Below are 15,091 nucleotides of genomic sequence, written 5' to 3' on the forward strand. Positions count from 1 at the left end.
CTGAACCGTGTGTTCGTCAAGGCCACCGACCGCTTGACCGCACACCGGGGCCGGACTCATGCGGATCCGGATTGATCGGATTGCCGGCACGCCGCCAGCGCATCGCTGAGCTGCTGATAGTCGATGGCATTCTGGATGGCCACCCCGCTTTGTTCGGCGACCGCCATGGCAAAGCGGATGTCGCCGGGTGTAAAGTGGCGAACCTCATCGGTCAGAAGACGCAGGACGCCGATGGTTTCGCCCTTGACGGTGATGGGAACCGCCAGGATGCTGCCGACCCCTTCGCTGGCGGCCTCTTTATGATAGAGGGTGTGAATGTCGGTGGTGGCGTCCGGGATCACCACCGGTTCCCCCTTGAGGATGAAGTAGGTGGCCAGTTCGTCGTCCAGCGGCCCACGCTGCAGATAGGCCTGGCTCAGACCATGGGCGGCCTTGAGTTCCAGGCGGCCGGTTTTCGATTCGATCAGCCGGATGGTGCAGGCCTTGAGCCGCATGACTTCGGGCAGTGTGTTCACCACCAGGTCGAGAACCGTGTCCAGGTGGCGGGTCTCACCGATGTGTTTGCTGATCTGGCAGACCGCCTTGAAGTAATCCAGTTGGCGCTGTTGCTCGGCATAGATACGGGCGTTCTCGATGGCGATGCCGCACTGCTCGGCCAGCGCGGCGACAAAGGCAATTTCCAGCGGTTGGAATTCCCGGCGGGTCCGGGTGAGCAGTCTCAGAATCCCGCTGATTTGCCCGCGGATGGGAATCGGTGCCACGAGGATGCTCTTGATGCCTTCTTGGTGCGCAGCTTCCGGATATTGGATGCGGGTATCCTGGTCCGCATCGGCGATGGCGATGGGCTGACCCTGCAAGGCGGCCATGACGCTTTTTTCCGCGTCGATGGGGCCGCGGTTGAGGTAGGCTTCGCTCAATCCGGAAGCCGCTTCCAGGATCAGGTGGCGCCGCGACGGATCCAGCAGGCGGATTGTGGCCGCGTCCACCTGGATGACTTCGGGAATCTTGGTGACGATCAGGGTGAATACTTCCTGGGGGTCCAGGCTGGCGGTGATGGTTTGGGTTACCTCCAGCAGGAGATGGAGATAGTCGTTTTGACGCGGCATGGTTGTCCCACTCCTTTTCAGCGGTGGTGTGTCGTGTGTTTAGGCAATTGCAATGCTCATCAAACAAGAGTGGTGCCAAGGCGTAAGAAAAAAAGGTGATGATTTTTCAACGCGTCGAAATGTACCCTGTAATGGTCTTTTGCGGAGACGTATCCATAAAATCAAATCTGATGGTGGCTTGCGGCGCAGTATTTTAAATGCATATGGGTGCAATTTATTGCAGGCCCTCGAGTGCCACCGGGCCGCCGTTAAGCGGGTCGATCCGTTAGTGGTGGGCGCCGAAAGTGTGCCCGGCCCCGATCCCGCGTAACGGACAGCCGCAAGCCCGACCTGATTGCGTGGAAAGCGTCCGAATCAACTTGCCAATGGCCGATACAGCCTACCCAGGAGCGATCATGGATCCCTATCTTGACCCTCGAAAAGCGATTATCCGTTGTTGCCGCTGGCTTTGCCGGCACGGTTATTTCGGTTCGCTGCGAAGCGCCGGCGGCAACGTTTCCGTGCGCATCCCCGATGAACCGCTTTTGGTGATCACACCGTCCGGCAGACCCTATATGGACCTGGTGCCGGAGGATATCTGCGTGGTTGATTTCGATTTGCGGCCGGTTGCCGGCGGCCTGAAACCCTCCATCGAAACGGGCATGCATGCCGGTATCTACCAGGACCGCCCGGATGTGGGGGCGGTGGTGCACACGCACCAGCCCTTTGCCAGCATTTTCGCCTTGATCAACCAGTCGATCCCGGCCCTTTTCGACGAAGTGGTCATGGCCATCGGCCACACCGTGGATGTGGTCCCTTACGCCTTTTCCGGTACGCCCGAGTTGGTGGGCAAGGTCAGGCAGACCATCGTCAACGGCTGTTTTTGTTTTATCCTGCAAAACCACGGTGCCTTGAATCTGGGCGCCTCCCTCGACCAGGCCTGGAAGAATGCGGAGCTCTTGGAGAAAACGGCCCAGGCCTATTACCATGCCCTGGCCACCGGCCGGCCGATAACGACGCTGCCCGCCGAGACGCTCCAGCGCATAGGCCCACCGTCCTGAGCGGACGACGCGCATACCCCATTTTATCGCCATCTTGTTTTTCCCCATGGCAGCTTTTACTTGACATGGATGCGGCTGCTTTTATATTTGAACAGATGTTCAGATATAGAGGGTGAGGAATGGCAAAACGGAAGATTCAACCCGATTGTACGGCGGAAACCTGCGGTGTCCGCGTGATTCACCTTGACCGGGTGGCTCGGGCCAAGCGCGAGGCAATCCCGGACAAGGTGCTTGATCGTTTGACCTTGACCTTTAAGATCATGGGGGATTCCACGCGGCTGGCCATCATCCTGGCCTTGCGGGGCGGGGAAATGTGTGTGTGCGACATCGCCGCCACCATCGGCATCAGCGAATCGGCGGTTTCCCACCAGCTCCGGCGTTTGCGCGAATTGAATCTGGTCCGCTCCCGCCGTGACGGGCAGGTCCTTTACTATACCCTGGACGACCAGCATGTGCTGGACCTGGTGTCCATCGGCCTGAAGCATATCAACGAGTAGCGATGGGGGAGAGCAATGAATCTAATCCTGGATGTGCTGCTGCAAGCGTGGAACCTTCTGCTGGAATCATCGGTTTTCATTCTTTTCGGGCTGGTGGTCAGTGGGCTGTTGCGCGTGTTTCTCAATCCCGGGGCAGTGGCCGCTCATCTCGGACAGGGTCGTTTTCGTTCCGTTTTGAAGGCTTCTTTCCTGGGTATCCCCATTCCCCTGTGCTCCTGTGGGGTGCTGCCGGCCGCAGCGGCCTTGAAAAAACAGGGTGCCAACAATGGGGCCGTGACCGCGTTTCTGATTTCCACACCCGAGTCCGGCGTTGACTCCATCTCCATCACCTATGCCTGATGGATCCCATCATGACCGTCATGCGGCCGCTGGCGGCCTTTTTCACCGCGGTGGCAGCCGGTTTTACCGAAAATCTTCTCGGTCGACCGGATATGTCGCGGCCGGTGATTCCGGATCTTTCGTGCCCGGTGGATGGATGCTGTGATGGTGTTAACTGTGCGCCCGACGTCCATCGGCGCCATCACGGTTTCGGCGAGAAAGTGGTCGCCGGACTGCGGTTCGCGTTTACCGATGTGTGGGGGGACCTGGCCCTATGGTTTCTTTTCGGGCTGCTGCTGTCCGGTGCCATTGGCGTATTGATTCCGGAAAGCCTGTTCAGCCGATATCTGGGCGGCGGATTCAGCGCCATGCTGATCATGCTTGCCATGGAATTCCCATTTACATCTGCGCCACCGCGTCAACGCCCATTGCCGCCACGCTGATTCTTCAGGGGGTCAGTCCGGGGGCGGCGCTGGTCTTTCTGATGGCCGGACCCGCGACCAACGCGACTTCCCTGACGGTTCTGGCCCGTGTGCTGGGCCGCCGTGCGACGATGATCTATCTCACATCCATCGCCGTGTGCGCCGTGGCATTCGGTCTTTTGGTGGACCAAATTTACAACACCTTGGGGATCTCACCCCAGGCCGTTCTCGGCCAGGCCGGGGAAACCCTTCCGTTCGGTCTCGAACTGGTCGCTGCCATGGCGATCCTGGTTTTATCGATCAAGCCTGTTTTTCATCACCTTCGCCGGTGGCTGCCCCGGCTTGGCGCTACGAAGCCGGCCACCCAGGATCGCCCGTCCCTTCCAACGGCGCCACCGGATCATTGTGCCGGCGGCACCTGTGGCTGTAAACAGAGCCATTTATAAAATTTTCATTACACCCCTTGTTTTTTTATTGACTCCTTTTAAAGTTTGGCATACCAAACTTTTTAAGACATGAATAATTCTTATCGCGGGGCGTGCCAATGATGAAAATCAACATCCGCAACATGAAGGTCGATCAGGAAGGAACCATCGCCAGCGTGAAAGTGGGCGGTGAACTGGGACGAAGGCTTCGTGACATGGGGCTTGTGCCCGGCACCGCCGTCAAGGTGCAGGGGCGTGCCCCGCTTTACGATCCAGTGGCCCTGCGGGTCAAGGGCTTTACCCTGACCTTGCGCAACAACGAAGCCGACCACATCGAAGTGGAGATCGACGGATAGCCCAATGAATATCTGCGTTGCCCTGGGTGGAAATCCCAATGCGGGAAAGACCACCCTTTTTAATGCCCTCACGGGATCCCGCCAGCATGTCGGCAACTATCCCGGCGTCACGGTTGACCGCAAGGAGGGACGCTATGTGCAAAACGGCCACGATATACACATCGTCGACCTTCCGGGAACCTATTCGCTGACCGCTTACAGCGTAGAAGAGGTGGTTGCACGGGACTTTCTGGTCAACGAGTGCCCACGGGTGACGATCAATATCGTCGATGCCTCCAACCTGGAACGAAATCTTTACCTGACCATTCAATTGTTGGAATTGGGCATTCCCATCTGCGTGGCCCTCAACATGATCGATGTGGCCCGCAGCCGCGGCATCGAGATCGATCACCAGAAGCTCTCCCGCCTCTTGGGGGTTCCGGTGGTTCCCATCATGGCACGCAGTGGCTTCGGCAAGCAGGCGCTCATGGCCGCCGTCGAGCGCGTCGCCCAACAACCCCTGCCACAGCCATTGCGGGTCTCTTATGGACGTGACCTGGAAACCACCATCCAGTCGATGGAACAGGTGATCACGAAGCATGGATTCCTCACGGATCTTTACCCCGCACGCTGGATCGCCTTGAAATATCTGGAGAACGACGCCCAGATTCTCGAGAAGGGAAGGGCGACGGAGGCTCGCATCGCCGATCAACTGGTGGCCGAAACGCAAAAGGTGGGCGCCCACATCGAAGAGACCCTCGAAACCTATCCGGAAGCCATGATTGCCGATCATCGCTACGGATTCATCAGCTCCATGCTCAAGCAGGGGATCGTCAAGGAACGGTTCGATAAAAACCGGCTCTTCCTCTCCGATCGCATTGACAAGGTGCTGGTGAATCGGTTCGCCGGCCCCCTGATCATGTTTCTGGTTCTTTTCGGTCTCTACCAGTTGGTCTTTACCTACAGTGAAGTCCCGGTCGGATGGTGTGAAACCGTGTTCGAATGGCTTTCCGACGTGGTCTCGACGCAGATGCCCGACGGCTTGCTCAAGTCTCTGATCGTCTCGGGGGTTATCGACGGCGTGGGCGGCGTGTTGGGATTCGTGCCGTTGATCATGTTCATGTTTTTGGGAATCGCCGTGCTGGAAGATTCGGGTTATCTGGCGCGGGTGGCGTTCATGCTGGACCGGATTTTCCAGATTTTCGGCCTGCATGGCAGTTCGGTCATGGCCTATATCGTTTCCGGCGGGATTGCCGGCGGATGCGCCGTGCCCGGGGTCATGGCCACCCGCACCCTGCGGTCCCCCAAGGAGCGTATCGCCACGCTGCTCACCGCGCCGTTTATGAATTGTGGGGCCAAATTGCCCGTGTTTGCGCTGTTGATCGCCGCTTTTTTTCCCAACAGCCAGGCCCGGATGATGTTTCTGATTACCCTGATCTCCTGGAGCGGCGCGCTGCTGGCCGCCAAGTTCCTGCGCCTGACGGTGGTCAAAGGCCCCTCCACGCCGTTTGTTATGGAACTTCCGCCCTATCGCCTGCCGACTTTCCGCGGTCTGATGATCCACACCTGGGAGCGGACCTGGCAATATGTCAAAAAGGCCGGGACGGTGATCCTTGGCATCTCCATCCTGTTGTGGGCGGCCATGACCTTTCCCCGGCTGCCGGCCGCCCAGGTCGCCCAGTACGCCGCCGATCGTGACCACATGGTGGCCCAAGCATCACCGGCGATCACCGATGAACTGGCGCGCTGGACAGGGGACACGCCCCTTTCCGCCGGGGCTGCCCGTCTGAAACGTGAGCTTACCGCCAGCCGGGGGCGCCAAAGTGCCGCGGCCTTGCGGTATTCCCTCGCCGGCCGCATTGGTGGCGGGCTGGAGGTCGTCTCCCGCTGGGCAGGGTTCGATTGGCGCACCAACATTGCCCTGTTGGGCGGATTCGCCGCCAAGGAGGTGATCGTCTCCACCCTGGGTACCGCCTATTCCCTGGGCGCGGCCAATGACGATGATGCGCAGGCCTCCATTGCGTCCCGGCTGACGGCCGAACCGGGTTGGCGTGTCCTGACGGCCTGGAGCATGATTGTCTTTGTTATGTTCTATGCGCCCTGCTTTGTCACCATTGTCAGCATCGTGCGGGAATCATCGTGGCGCTGGGGATTGTTCTCGGTGATTTTCAATACCTCGTTGGCGTTCTGTGTGTCCGTGGGCATCTACCAGGTGGGTAGCCTGCTGGGATATTGAGAGGCGGTAAAAAATGCAAACCTTGATCGTTATTTTAATTGTTGCCGGTGCGGCTGTTTATTTGGGATGGTTGTTTTATCGGAGATTCATCCAGAAGACGACGTGCGCCTGTGGCTGCAGTGGCTGCCAGGCCGCCGATTCCTGCTCTTCACCGCCGGCACCTCAGCGCGATGGGATGCGCGAATAACGTTTTCTTCTCACCTTTGCCGGAACCTTCCCCTCCCAGACGTTCCCATCGTAGCGGGTTTTAATATTGACTCGTTCAAGGGACTCTTCTATCATCCTTCTCGAAAAAGGTCATCATTATCAACACCCTCTTGAATGCGATATGTGGCCGCCATCAGGAGACGATTGAAATCTGCGAATCATGCCGTCCCGCATCAGCACGGATTCCGGCAAGAAGGTACGACGGATGAACCGATATGCGACCATTGTCACCGGATGGATCGGATTGATGGTCGTCGTGGGTTGCCAACTTGCCCTGGCCGGCGAAAAGGATCAGGACTTTCTGGCGATTGCCACAGGCAATGCCAAGACCACGGCCTATCAGATCGGTATGGATCTGAAAGCGCTGGTCAAGCCTTACAATATCCATCTTTCTGTCTGTCCCTCCAACGGATCGGTTGAGAACATTTATGCCGTGTACCAACGTCCGGGCCATCACCTGGGATTGGTGCAGTCCGATGTGATGGCCTTTGTCGCCAAGCTCGACAAGGATCCGTTGATGACCCGAATCAACAAACAGGTCAAATGGGTCTACCCGCTCTACCAGCAGGAGGTTCATCTTCTGGCAAGGCGCGGAATCGACACCCTGAACGATCTGAACGGCAAGCGGGTCGGCATCGGCCCTGTGGAAAGCGGCGGCTATCTCACCGGCCGGCTGCTTTTTGAAATTACCGGCGTGCATCCCCAAGCCTGGCGGCAATTGACGATGCCAAGGCATTGGCGGCCATCAAGGCCGGTGACTTGGATGCCATGGTGATCGTCGATGGCAGTCCGGTGTGGCGGTTGATGACGGATGTGTCCGCATCCGATCATCTGCACCTGGTACCGGTGGTCCATGAGGCCATCCGTTCATTCTACCCGGCCGCCCATATTCCGGGAGGAACCTATGCCTGGCAGAAGGATGACGTGGCCACCATCTCGGTGGGCGTGATCCTGGTGGCCTACGATTTCCACGATTACCGTTGCGATACCATTGGCCGGCTGGCCTACCTGATGCGTGGAAACCTCGCCTGGCTGCGCGCCAACGGCCATCCCAAGTGGAAAACGGTAAGGTTGGGTGAAAACGTGCCCGGGTGGGCCCCTTATGCCTGCGTAACCGACTACGTTCCACCGCTCGACCTGCAGCCCAGCGTCGGCATGGATGATAATCGCGCCAATCCGGTGGCTGAAGCGATCAGAACCATTTTCCGCCCTTGATTTGATCCGGCGAAAGGCGGACGATCATGTACAAAAGCTTTTTCGGACTGAACAAGAAGCCCTTTCAGATTACCACCGATCCCAGCTTTTTGTGGATGGGCAAGAAGCACCGTGAGGCGCTTTCGACACTCAAGTACGGGGTGATGGACAACAAGGGCTTCTTGCTGATTACCGGGGATGTGGGCACGGGGAAGACCACTTTGATCAACCGGCTGGTGGAGGATATCAAGGATCGCGCCTACACGGCCAAGGTCCCGGATCCCGGGTTGAGCAAATACGATTTCTACCGCATGGTGGCGCGCTATTTCGGCTTGCCCATTGAAGTGCGCACCAAAAGCGATTTCCTGGAACCCTTCAGCCGTTTTCTCAACGATGCCCGTGCCGAACGAAAATCGGTTCTACTGCTCATTGACGAGGCCCAGCGGCTGAAGCACGATCTCATGGAAGAGATCCGCCTGCTGTCCAATCTGGAACATCAGGATGCCAAGCTGCTGAATATTTTTTTCGTCGGACAGAACGAGTTCAACGCCATCCTGATGCAGCCGGAAAACCGGGCCTTGATGCGCCGGATCACCATCACCTACAATATCGAACCCCTGGATCCGGTCGAAACCCGGGAGTACATCCGGCACCGCCTGAAGACCGCCGGCGCGGGGTACGAAATTTTCTCCACGGCGGCCATGGAGGAGGTTTTCCAATATTCCAAAGGGTTTCCCCGGCAGATCAACATTATTTGCGATTTGGCCATGTTCTTCGCGTCCCAGCTGAAACAGCGAACCATCAACCGCAAGGTCGTCACCCAGTGCCGTGAACGGCTGACCCTCAAGGTGGATACGGGCGATGCGGAGACAAAGGACAATCTTCGCGCACCGGCCCCCAGACATCACTATCGCCCTCCCCAGAAACAGCACGCCCGTTGGATCGCGCCGGCATTGTTGGCGCTGATGCTTCTGGTGCTCATTTTTACGAGCGCGTTCCTTTTTCCGGCAGATTGGCAGCATTCTGCCGGGCAGTGGATTCAACAGACCTACCGGCGGTATTTCCAGCCCGTGCCCAGCCCCCCCCACCCCTTGTCCATGGACGTGGAAGACGAGGCCCCATCACGGGTCAGCTTCGAGACCTACGATTTGCAACCTCCCAATACAGATGCGGGAACTGTCCCCAGCGACCTTCCGCCTTCGGATTCCAGTCCCCGGGCCACCCATCGACCCCCAACGGACAATCCCGACCCCGGTGCCGCCATCGATTGGCTGTTGAACCAGCGCCGACCGGCGCCGGAACCGTAATTGCCGGTTGCGTCGAATTCGATCGGATGCCGCCTCACGCATCGGGTTGACAAACTGCCGCCAACCTTTTATGATCCGCTCGCGTTTCTAACATTTTAAATGAATCTGGATGGTTGCATATGCCAAAAATTGCGGTTCTGTCCGGTGATGGTATCGGTCCCGAGGTGATGGATGCGGCCCTGAAAGTCATCGCCGCGGCCCAGGAAAAATTCGCTTTTCAATTGGACTTCCAGTTTGCCGATGTTGGCGGCATCGCCATCGACCGGCACGGGCAAGCCTTGCCCGATGATACCTTGAAGCTGTGTGAAGCCAGTGATGCCATCCTTTTCGGTTCCGTGGGCGGCCCCAAATGGGAGACGTTGCCGCCGGCCGAGCAGCCCGAACGCGGCGCGCTGTTGCCTTTGCGCAAGCATTTCAATCTGTTTTGCAATCTTCGACCGGCCAAGGTCTTTCCGGCGCTGGCCGGTGCCAGCCCGCTGCATCCTGATATCGTCGGCCAGGGATTCGACATTCTCTGTGTGCGCGAGCTGACCGGCGACATCTACTTTGGCCAACCCAAGGGCCGGGAAGGCAGCGGACCGGACGAGCGCGCCTTCGATACCATGGTCTATACCCGCCGGGAGATCGAACGCATTGCCCGGTCGGCGTTCGATGCGGCCCGGTTGCGTCGCAAACGGGTCGCCTCGGTGGATAAGGCCAACGTGCTTACCACCATGGTGTTGTGGCGCGAGGTGGTCAAGGAGACGGCCAAGGACTATCCCGACGTGGTCCTGAGCCATATCTATGTGGACAACGCCGCCATGCAACTGGTCAAGGATCCCCACCAGTTTGACGTGCTTTTGTGCGGCAACATGTTCGGTGACATCATCAGTGACGAGTGCGCCATGATTACCGGTTCCATGGGCCTCTTGCCCTCGGCGAGCATCAGCGAAAGCGGCTTCGGCCTGTACGAACCGGCCGGCGGCAGTGCGCCGGATATCGCCGGCCAGGGGATTGCCAATCCCATTGCCCAGATCCTTTCGGCGGCCATGATGCTGCGCTACAGCCTCGGCCTGGGTGACGCCGCCGATGCCGTGGATGCTGCTGTGGCCCATGTATTGGCCGATGGCATCCGGACGCCCGATATCGCCGCCGGTGGACCGTCGGTCAGCACCACCGCCATGGCGGAGGCCGTGGTCAGCCGTCTTCAGGGCGCAGTTTAGGAAGCGATTCCGGGAGAGCATGGTGGGGGCCCGATGACTCGGCCGATCATCACCGTTGATGGCATCACCGTCAGGCTGCGGGACCGCTGGCTGTTGGGCGGGTTGTCGTGGCGCATCCAGGCCGGTGAACATTGGGTGATTGCCGGCCCCAACGGCGCCGGCAAGACCACCCTGGCCAAGGCCATCGCCGGTTTGTTGCCGGTGGTCCAGGGAAAGATCCACTATCATGCCTTTGCCGATCTGACCCCGACCCGGGCCATCGCCTATATCGCCAGTGATTCCCGTCGGGAGATCTGGCGTCGGGAACAAGACCTGGCGCATGGACGGGATTTCGCCGGACGGTTCGATGCGATCACACCGGTAGGCGCGCTTCTCCGGGGATCGGCCGGTGCGATGGACCCAGCGGCACTTGCCGCCAACGACCGGTTTAATGATGTCGTCCAGCGGTGTGACCTTGAAGGCCTGCTGAACAAACCGATCCTATCCATCTCGACCGGAGAGATGGCCCGGGTGTTGGTGGCCCGGGAGCTCTTGGGCCAACCCCGGATGCTGGTACTGGATGAGCCCTTCGAGGGGCTTGATGAACCGGGCCGACGGGCGCTTTTGGCCATGCTCGACGGATTGGCCGGTGCCGGCTTGACCCTGCTCTTGATTACCCACCGCCTGGATGAGCTGCGGCCGCGATGACCCACCGTCTGCTCCTTGATGGTGGGCATATCGTCAGCCAAGGACCGCTGGACCGGGTCGTCCCGTTCCCACCCGTCGCCCCCCCGCAGGCCACACCTGATTCGCTTTCGCCCTTTGAGGATACCACTTCCCCCTTTGGCAGTCTTCCGGATCCGATGGGTTCGCCGCCAGCGTTGATCGACATGCGCTCGGTTACCGTAACGTACGGCTCAAAGCGGGTGTTGAATCGATTGAACTGGTCGGTTCACGCGGGGCAGCACTGGGCCGTCACCGGTCCCAACGGCGCCGGCAAGTCGACCTTGCTGAAACTGATCACCGGTGATTGCCTGCAGGTCCATGCCAATACGATCCGGTTGTTCGGCCGCGACCGGGGACCTTCCCAGACCCTGGGGGAGGTCCGCCGTCACCTGGGCTGGTGAGTCATGACCTGTCGGCCAGTTATCAAAAGCGGCTCTCCGCCCTGGAAGTGATCTGCTCCGGATTTTTCGACTCGGTGGGGCTCTATCGCCAGCCGGAAACGGCTCAGCGCAAACGCGCGCGTGGGTGGCTGGAACGGATGGACCTTCTGCCCCTGGCGGCTGTCCCTTTCAACCGGCTTTCCCAGGGGCAGCGTCAGATGGTTCTGATTGCCCGCGCCATGGTCAAAGCGCCACGCGTGATGATTCTGGACGAGCCCCTGGCCGGGCTGGATGGCCATAATCGGGCACGGGTGAGGGCGTTGCTGGAGGATATCGGGAGAAACGGGCGGACGACCTTGATCGTTGTTTCCCACCATCCGCGCGATATTCCCGCTTGCACCACTCACCGGCTGGCGTTGGATCGGGGGCAGGTAGTGTACAATGGCCCCATCGATCGAAACGGTGCCGATCAGGCGTCGGATTTCTCTGCGGCCCTGCGGCCGTCTTCATAGCAGCGCTGCCCATAGCGCCGGATTTGGCGGCAGATGCCGCGCAGGATGCTGACTTCGCCGGCACGCAGGGAAAGTCGGGTGAGAAAACGGCGGATACGGATCATCCAGTAGTCCGGGTTTTGCGGATTGACATAGCCGATATCGGTCAAGGTGGCGGTCAGTTCATCGTACATCAGGTCCAACTCGATCCGTTTGGCCAACCGGGGGGTGGCCGGCGGCGAGGCTTCCTGGCTGACCGTGGATAGACAATAACAGACCACCATGACCGCCTGGGCCAGGTTGAGGGAGCTGAAGTCCACGGTGGGAATGTTGACCAATTGGTGGCAGTGTTTCAGATCCTGATTGGTCAGCCCCCGGTCCTCGGAACCGAAGAGGATGGCGACCGGATTGCCGTGGCTGATGGGGATAAGACTGTGGGCAAGGCGATCGGGAGATTTGATCACCGGCCGCTGCCCCCCGATGCGGGCTGTCGTGCCGACCACATGACCGAAGGGCGCCAGGGCCGTTTCCAATGAATCGAAACGCTGGAGCGTGTCAACGACGCCGCCGGCCGCATGGGTGGCCAGCCGGCGGATCCGTTCTTCATCCCAGATGCCCGGGTTCACCACGATCAGGCGGGAAAAGCCCATGTTGCACATGGCGCGCGCAGCGGACCCGATGTTTTCGGGATACCGGGGCCGCTGCAGCACGATGGCCACGTTGTCGCGGTGAATACCAATGGTCATCGCGGGGTGATTTCAAAGGCATTGAAAAAGTAGCCCATCTCAAAGGCGGCGGTTTCCGGCGCATCGGAGCCGTGGACCACGTTCTTCTCGATGTCGGTCGCAAAATCACGACGGATGGTTCCTTCGGCGGCGTCTTTATAATTGGTGGCGCCCATGAGGTCGCGGTAACGCGCGATGGCATTCTCGCCCTCGAGCACCATGACCACCGCCGGCCCGGAAGACATGAAGTCGGTGAGGCTGCCGAAGAAGGGACGCTGCCGATGAACGGCGTAAAACCCCTCGGCCTGGGCTTTGGTCATGTGGATCATCTTCATGGCAATGATGGTCAGCCCACTTTCTTCCAGGCGCTTGACCACTTGGCCGATCAGACCCCGGGCGACGCCGTCGGGCTTGATGATGGATAAGGTTCTTTGCATGATGCGTTTCCTTTCTGGTTGGGGGAGGCGACGAGGAGCCCGCCGTTGGGCTCGATCCGGTCAATCCATCGAGGCGATCGGCGGCGGGTACTGTTCCCGTCGTTTCGGTTCGACGGGTCCATAGCAGAAGGCCGATGCCAAGTCAACCGCCGTGGGAAGTCCGCCAAAGGGTCGCTTGAATTCTCAACAGATTGATTTGTCATGATTTATTGTGCCTATCGGTGAAGGTGGCGGTCGCGCCGGTGCGGTTGACAGCAAGATGCACGCGACCTATTATGCAAACGAATCCATTTTGTTTTCTTTCCTTTCCTTTCTTTTCAAGGATGAAAGTCTATGCCGATTTATGAGTTTTACTGCCCGGATTGCAATACGCTGTTTAACTTTTTCTCTCGGCGGATCAACACCGATAGAACGCCAACCTGTCCCCAGTGCAAGGCCCGTCAGCTGGAACGTCAGATGTCGGCTTTCGCCTTTACCGGCAAGGCCAAAGAGGGGGGCGAGGACGACGATTTACCCTTTGACGAGAGCAAGATGGAAAAGGCCATGCAGATGCTGGCCAGCGAGGCGGACCGGATCAATGAGGACGATCCGAAACAGGCGGCCACGCTCATGCGTAAACTGAGCGACATGACCGGCATGGAACTGGGCTCCGGCATGGAGGAGGCCCTGCGGCGCATGGAACGGGGCGAAGATCCGGAACAGATCGAGTCGGAGATGGTGGATCTTCTCGAATCGGAAGATCCGTTCATCCTTCCCGAGAAACGGGGTAAGGGCAGTGGCAGCAAACGCGCGCCCCGGCGGGATGAGACCCTGTATGACCTTGAGGAGGAAATCCCATGAGCGCGAAGGCACGCATGGAAGCCCGACAAGGCGATATTACCCGGTTGGCGGTTGACGCCATCGTTAATGCGGCCAACAGCTCGCTGAAAGGCGGTGGCGGCGTGGATGGTGCCATTCATCGAGCGGCCGGTCCCGATTTGTTGGCCGAATGCCTGACTTTGGGCGGCTGCCCCACGGGTGAAGCCCGCCTGACGCGGGGTTACCGGTTGCCGGCCCGGTATGTGATCCATACCGTCGGGCCGGTTTATCACGGACGGCCCGAAGATCCCCGGCTCCTGGCCAATTGTTATACCAACAGCTTGATCCTGGCTCGGGATCACGGGCTAACATCGGTTGCCTTTCCGGCAATCAGCTGTGGGGTTTACGGCTATCCCATCGAAGCGGCCTGCAAGATTGCCGTGGATACCTGTGTGCGGTTCTTGGCCCAGGACAGGGTCGTCGAAAAAGTGACCTTCATGCTCTTTTCGGCAAAAGATCTGGCGGTTTATTCCCAATACCTCGATCGATCCGCAGGATAGGGCGACACCGCGTTACGGCTTACGATCACGATTGTCGATGTGCCTTGCAATTGGAATTGACAAACCCGATCCACATGGTTAATTTCAATTTCTGAAACCTGATCAGGCTTTCCGGGCCTGTACCGACACAGACCGAAGACGCTACCAAGGAGGGTATCATGTTAGAGGTGACACAACCGGCGGTTCAGCAGATTGCCGAGTATTTCAAAGGAAAAGAGGTCAAACCGATCCGCATTTTCCTCAACGAGGGCGGGTGAGGGGGGCCGGGCCTGGCCATGGCTCTGGATGAGCCGGTTAATACGGATTCTGAATTTGACGTCGACGGATACAAGTTTATCGTTAACACCGAATTCCTGGAAAAAGCCAAGCCGATCAAAGTGGATTTCCACATGTACGGCTTCAAACTGGATTGCGGGATCGATTTCGGTGCCGGATGCGGCAGCTGCGGCACCAAGGGATCCTGCTGCGCTTAATCCGGTCTGACGACATCGACGCGAAAGGCGACCTGAAAAGGGGTCGCCTTTTGTATTTGGGAGAGCCGAATACGGTTACCCTGATCGGATGGTTGCTTTTACTTGCGGCACCTTGGCGACCCTGGTATACTTCTTCTCAATTTTATTAACCCTGCGCCCACCTGACCCCGTTATCGGCGTGGCCACAGGGGTGGCAGATAATGGTTTAAGCCCCTTTGCAATTCATTTCGGCA

General features: G+C 58.9%; 22 protein-coding genes. 19 read left to right on the forward strand and 3 right to left on the reverse strand.

Features of this window, described 5'->3' with window-relative positions:
- Positions 1–56: 56 nt before the first annotated feature.
- Positions 57–1,106, reverse strand: a complete 1,050-nt coding sequence (locus JCM12296_RS09990; protein ID WP_054692137.1) for a GAF domain-containing protein — start codon at positions 1,104–1,106, stop codon at positions 57–59.
- Between the two features lie 52 nt (positions 1,107–1,158).
- Between JCM12296_RS09990 and JCM12296_RS38110 the strand changes: the two genes are divergently transcribed.
- The 16 genes from JCM12296_RS38110 to JCM12296_RS10050 all read left to right on the forward strand — a co-directional run bounded on the left by JCM12296_RS38110 (position 1,159) and on the right by JCM12296_RS10050 (position 11,886).
- Positions 1,159–1,416 (forward strand): hypothetical protein, encoded by a 258-nt coding sequence (locus JCM12296_RS38110; protein ID WP_157067510.1) that lies wholly within the window; start codon positions 1,159–1,161, stop codon positions 1,414–1,416.
- Between the two features lie 85 nt (positions 1,417–1,501).
- On the forward strand, positions 1,502–2,146 hold the full coding sequence (locus JCM12296_RS09995) for a class II aldolase/adducin family protein (protein ID WP_054692139.1): 645 nt from the start codon (positions 1,502–1,504) through the stop codon (positions 2,144–2,146).
- Positions 2,147–2,265: 119 nt separating this feature from the next.
- A complete protein-coding gene (locus JCM12296_RS10000; protein ID WP_054692142.1) occupies positions 2,266–2,643 on the forward strand; it encodes an ArsR/SmtB family transcription factor in 378 nt (125 codons plus the stop codon).
- A gap of 15 nt (positions 2,644–2,658) precedes the next feature.
- The gene (locus JCM12296_RS44010) at positions 2,659–2,982 is read left to right on the forward strand and encodes a permease (RefSeq protein WP_246804120.1); all 324 of its coding nucleotides are present in this window, start codon (positions 2,659–2,661) and stop codon (positions 2,980–2,982) included.
- Between the two features lie 11 nt (positions 2,983–2,993).
- Complete coding sequence (locus tag JCM12296_RS44015; RefSeq protein ID WP_246804121.1) at positions 2,994–3,404, forward strand: hypothetical protein; 411 nt, start codon at positions 2,994–2,996, stop codon at positions 3,402–3,404.
- Complete coding sequence (locus tag JCM12296_RS44020) at positions 3,404–3,829, forward strand: hypothetical protein (RefSeq protein ID WP_246804124.1); 426 nt, start codon at positions 3,404–3,406, stop codon at positions 3,827–3,829. The genes JCM12296_RS44015 and JCM12296_RS44020 overlap by 1 nt, the downstream gene beginning before the upstream one ends.
- Positions 3,830–3,927: 98 nt before the next feature.
- Positions 3,928–4,164 carry a FeoA family protein gene (locus JCM12296_RS10010; protein WP_054692145.1) on the forward strand — a complete coding sequence of 79 codons (237 nt, stop codon included), beginning with the start codon at positions 3,928–3,930 and terminating at the stop codon, positions 4,162–4,164.
- 4 nt (positions 4,165–4,168) lie between these two features.
- Complete coding sequence (gene feoB / locus JCM12296_RS10015; RefSeq protein ID WP_054692149.1) at positions 4,169–6,379, forward strand: ferrous iron transport protein B; 2,211 nt, start codon at positions 4,169–4,171, stop codon at positions 6,377–6,379.
- Positions 6,380–6,392: 13 nt separating this feature from the next.
- Positions 6,393–6,566 carry a FeoB-associated Cys-rich membrane protein gene (locus JCM12296_RS50355; RefSeq protein WP_083456016.1) on the forward strand — a complete coding sequence of 58 codons (174 nt, stop codon included), beginning with the start codon at positions 6,393–6,395 and terminating at the stop codon, positions 6,564–6,566.
- A gap of 225 nt (positions 6,567–6,791) precedes the next feature.
- The gene (locus JCM12296_RS47300) at positions 6,792–7,361 is read left to right on the forward strand and encodes a TAXI family TRAP transporter solute-binding subunit (protein ID WP_172683834.1); all 570 of its coding nucleotides are present in this window, start codon (positions 6,792–6,794) and stop codon (positions 7,359–7,361) included.
- Positions 7,322–7,801 (forward strand): TAXI family TRAP transporter solute-binding subunit, encoded by a 480-nt coding sequence (locus JCM12296_RS47305; protein ID WP_054692158.1) that lies wholly within the window; start codon positions 7,322–7,324, stop codon positions 7,799–7,801. The genes JCM12296_RS47300 and JCM12296_RS47305 overlap by 40 nt, the downstream gene beginning before the upstream one ends.
- Before the next feature lie 26 nt (positions 7,802–7,827).
- Positions 7,828–9,087 carry an ExeA family protein gene (locus JCM12296_RS10030; protein WP_054692160.1) on the forward strand — a complete coding sequence of 420 codons (1,260 nt, stop codon included), beginning with the start codon at positions 7,828–7,830 and terminating at the stop codon, positions 9,085–9,087.
- 119 nt (positions 9,088–9,206) lie between these two features.
- Positions 9,207–10,289 (forward strand): 3-isopropylmalate dehydrogenase, encoded by a 1,083-nt coding sequence (gene leuB / locus JCM12296_RS10035; protein ID WP_054692164.1) that lies wholly within the window; start codon positions 9,207–9,209, stop codon positions 10,287–10,289.
- A 33-nt stretch (positions 10,290–10,322) separates the two neighbouring features.
- Complete coding sequence (locus JCM12296_RS10040; RefSeq protein WP_054692167.1) at positions 10,323–10,976, forward strand: ATP-binding cassette domain-containing protein; 654 nt, start codon at positions 10,323–10,325, stop codon at positions 10,974–10,976.
- Positions 10,973–11,395, forward strand: coding sequence for an ATP-binding cassette domain-containing protein (locus tag JCM12296_RS47310; protein WP_054692170.1), 423 nt, complete (start codon positions 10,973–10,975; stop codon positions 11,393–11,395). The genes JCM12296_RS10040 and JCM12296_RS47310 overlap by 4 nt, the downstream gene beginning before the upstream one ends.
- Positions 11,392–11,886, forward strand: coding sequence for an ATP-binding cassette domain-containing protein (locus JCM12296_RS10050; protein ID WP_054692173.1), 495 nt, complete (start codon positions 11,392–11,394; stop codon positions 11,884–11,886). The genes JCM12296_RS47310 and JCM12296_RS10050 overlap by 4 nt, the downstream gene beginning before the upstream one ends.
- Here the strand turns inward: JCM12296_RS10050 and JCM12296_RS10055 are convergent.
- Together JCM12296_RS10055 and ndk are read right to left on the reverse strand one after the other, a co-directional pair.
- A complete protein-coding gene (locus JCM12296_RS10055) occupies positions 11,844–12,611 on the reverse strand; it encodes an RNA methyltransferase (RefSeq protein ID WP_054692176.1) in 768 nt (255 codons plus the stop codon). The two genes, JCM12296_RS10050 and JCM12296_RS10055, sit on opposite strands and share 43 nt — an antisense overlap.
- Positions 12,608–13,027: a nucleoside-diphosphate kinase gene (gene ndk / locus JCM12296_RS10060; RefSeq protein ID WP_157067512.1), complete on the reverse strand. Its 420-nt coding sequence runs from the start codon at positions 13,025–13,027 to the stop codon at positions 12,608–12,610. Before ndk ends, JCM12296_RS10055 begins: the two co-directional genes overlap by 4 nt.
- Before the next feature lie 333 nt (positions 13,028–13,360).
- Here ndk and JCM12296_RS10065 point away from each other — a divergent pair, with 333 nt between their 5' ends.
- The 3 genes from JCM12296_RS10065 to JCM12296_RS44030 all read left to right on the forward strand — a co-directional run bounded on the left by JCM12296_RS10065 (position 13,361) and on the right by JCM12296_RS44030 (position 14,858).
- Positions 13,361–13,867 carry an FmdB family zinc ribbon protein gene (locus tag JCM12296_RS10065; RefSeq protein WP_054692185.1) on the forward strand — a complete coding sequence of 169 codons (507 nt, stop codon included), beginning with the start codon at positions 13,361–13,363 and terminating at the stop codon, positions 13,865–13,867.
- Positions 13,864–14,385 (forward strand): O-acetyl-ADP-ribose deacetylase, encoded by a 522-nt coding sequence (locus tag JCM12296_RS10070; protein WP_054692188.1) that lies wholly within the window; start codon positions 13,864–13,866, stop codon positions 14,383–14,385. Before JCM12296_RS10065 ends, JCM12296_RS10070 begins: the two co-directional genes overlap by 4 nt.
- 275 nt (positions 14,386–14,660) lie before the next feature.
- Positions 14,661–14,858 carry a hypothetical protein gene (locus JCM12296_RS44030; RefSeq protein ID WP_054692191.1) on the forward strand — a complete coding sequence of 66 codons (198 nt, stop codon included), beginning with the start codon at positions 14,661–14,663 and terminating at the stop codon, positions 14,856–14,858.
- Positions 14,859–15,091 lie beyond the last annotated feature (233 nt).

This window comes from Desulfosarcina cetonica JCM 12296 (genome assembly GCF_001311845.1).
GTDB lineage: Bacteria > Desulfobacterota > Desulfobacteria > Desulfobacterales > Desulfosarcinaceae > Desulfosarcina > Desulfosarcina cetonica.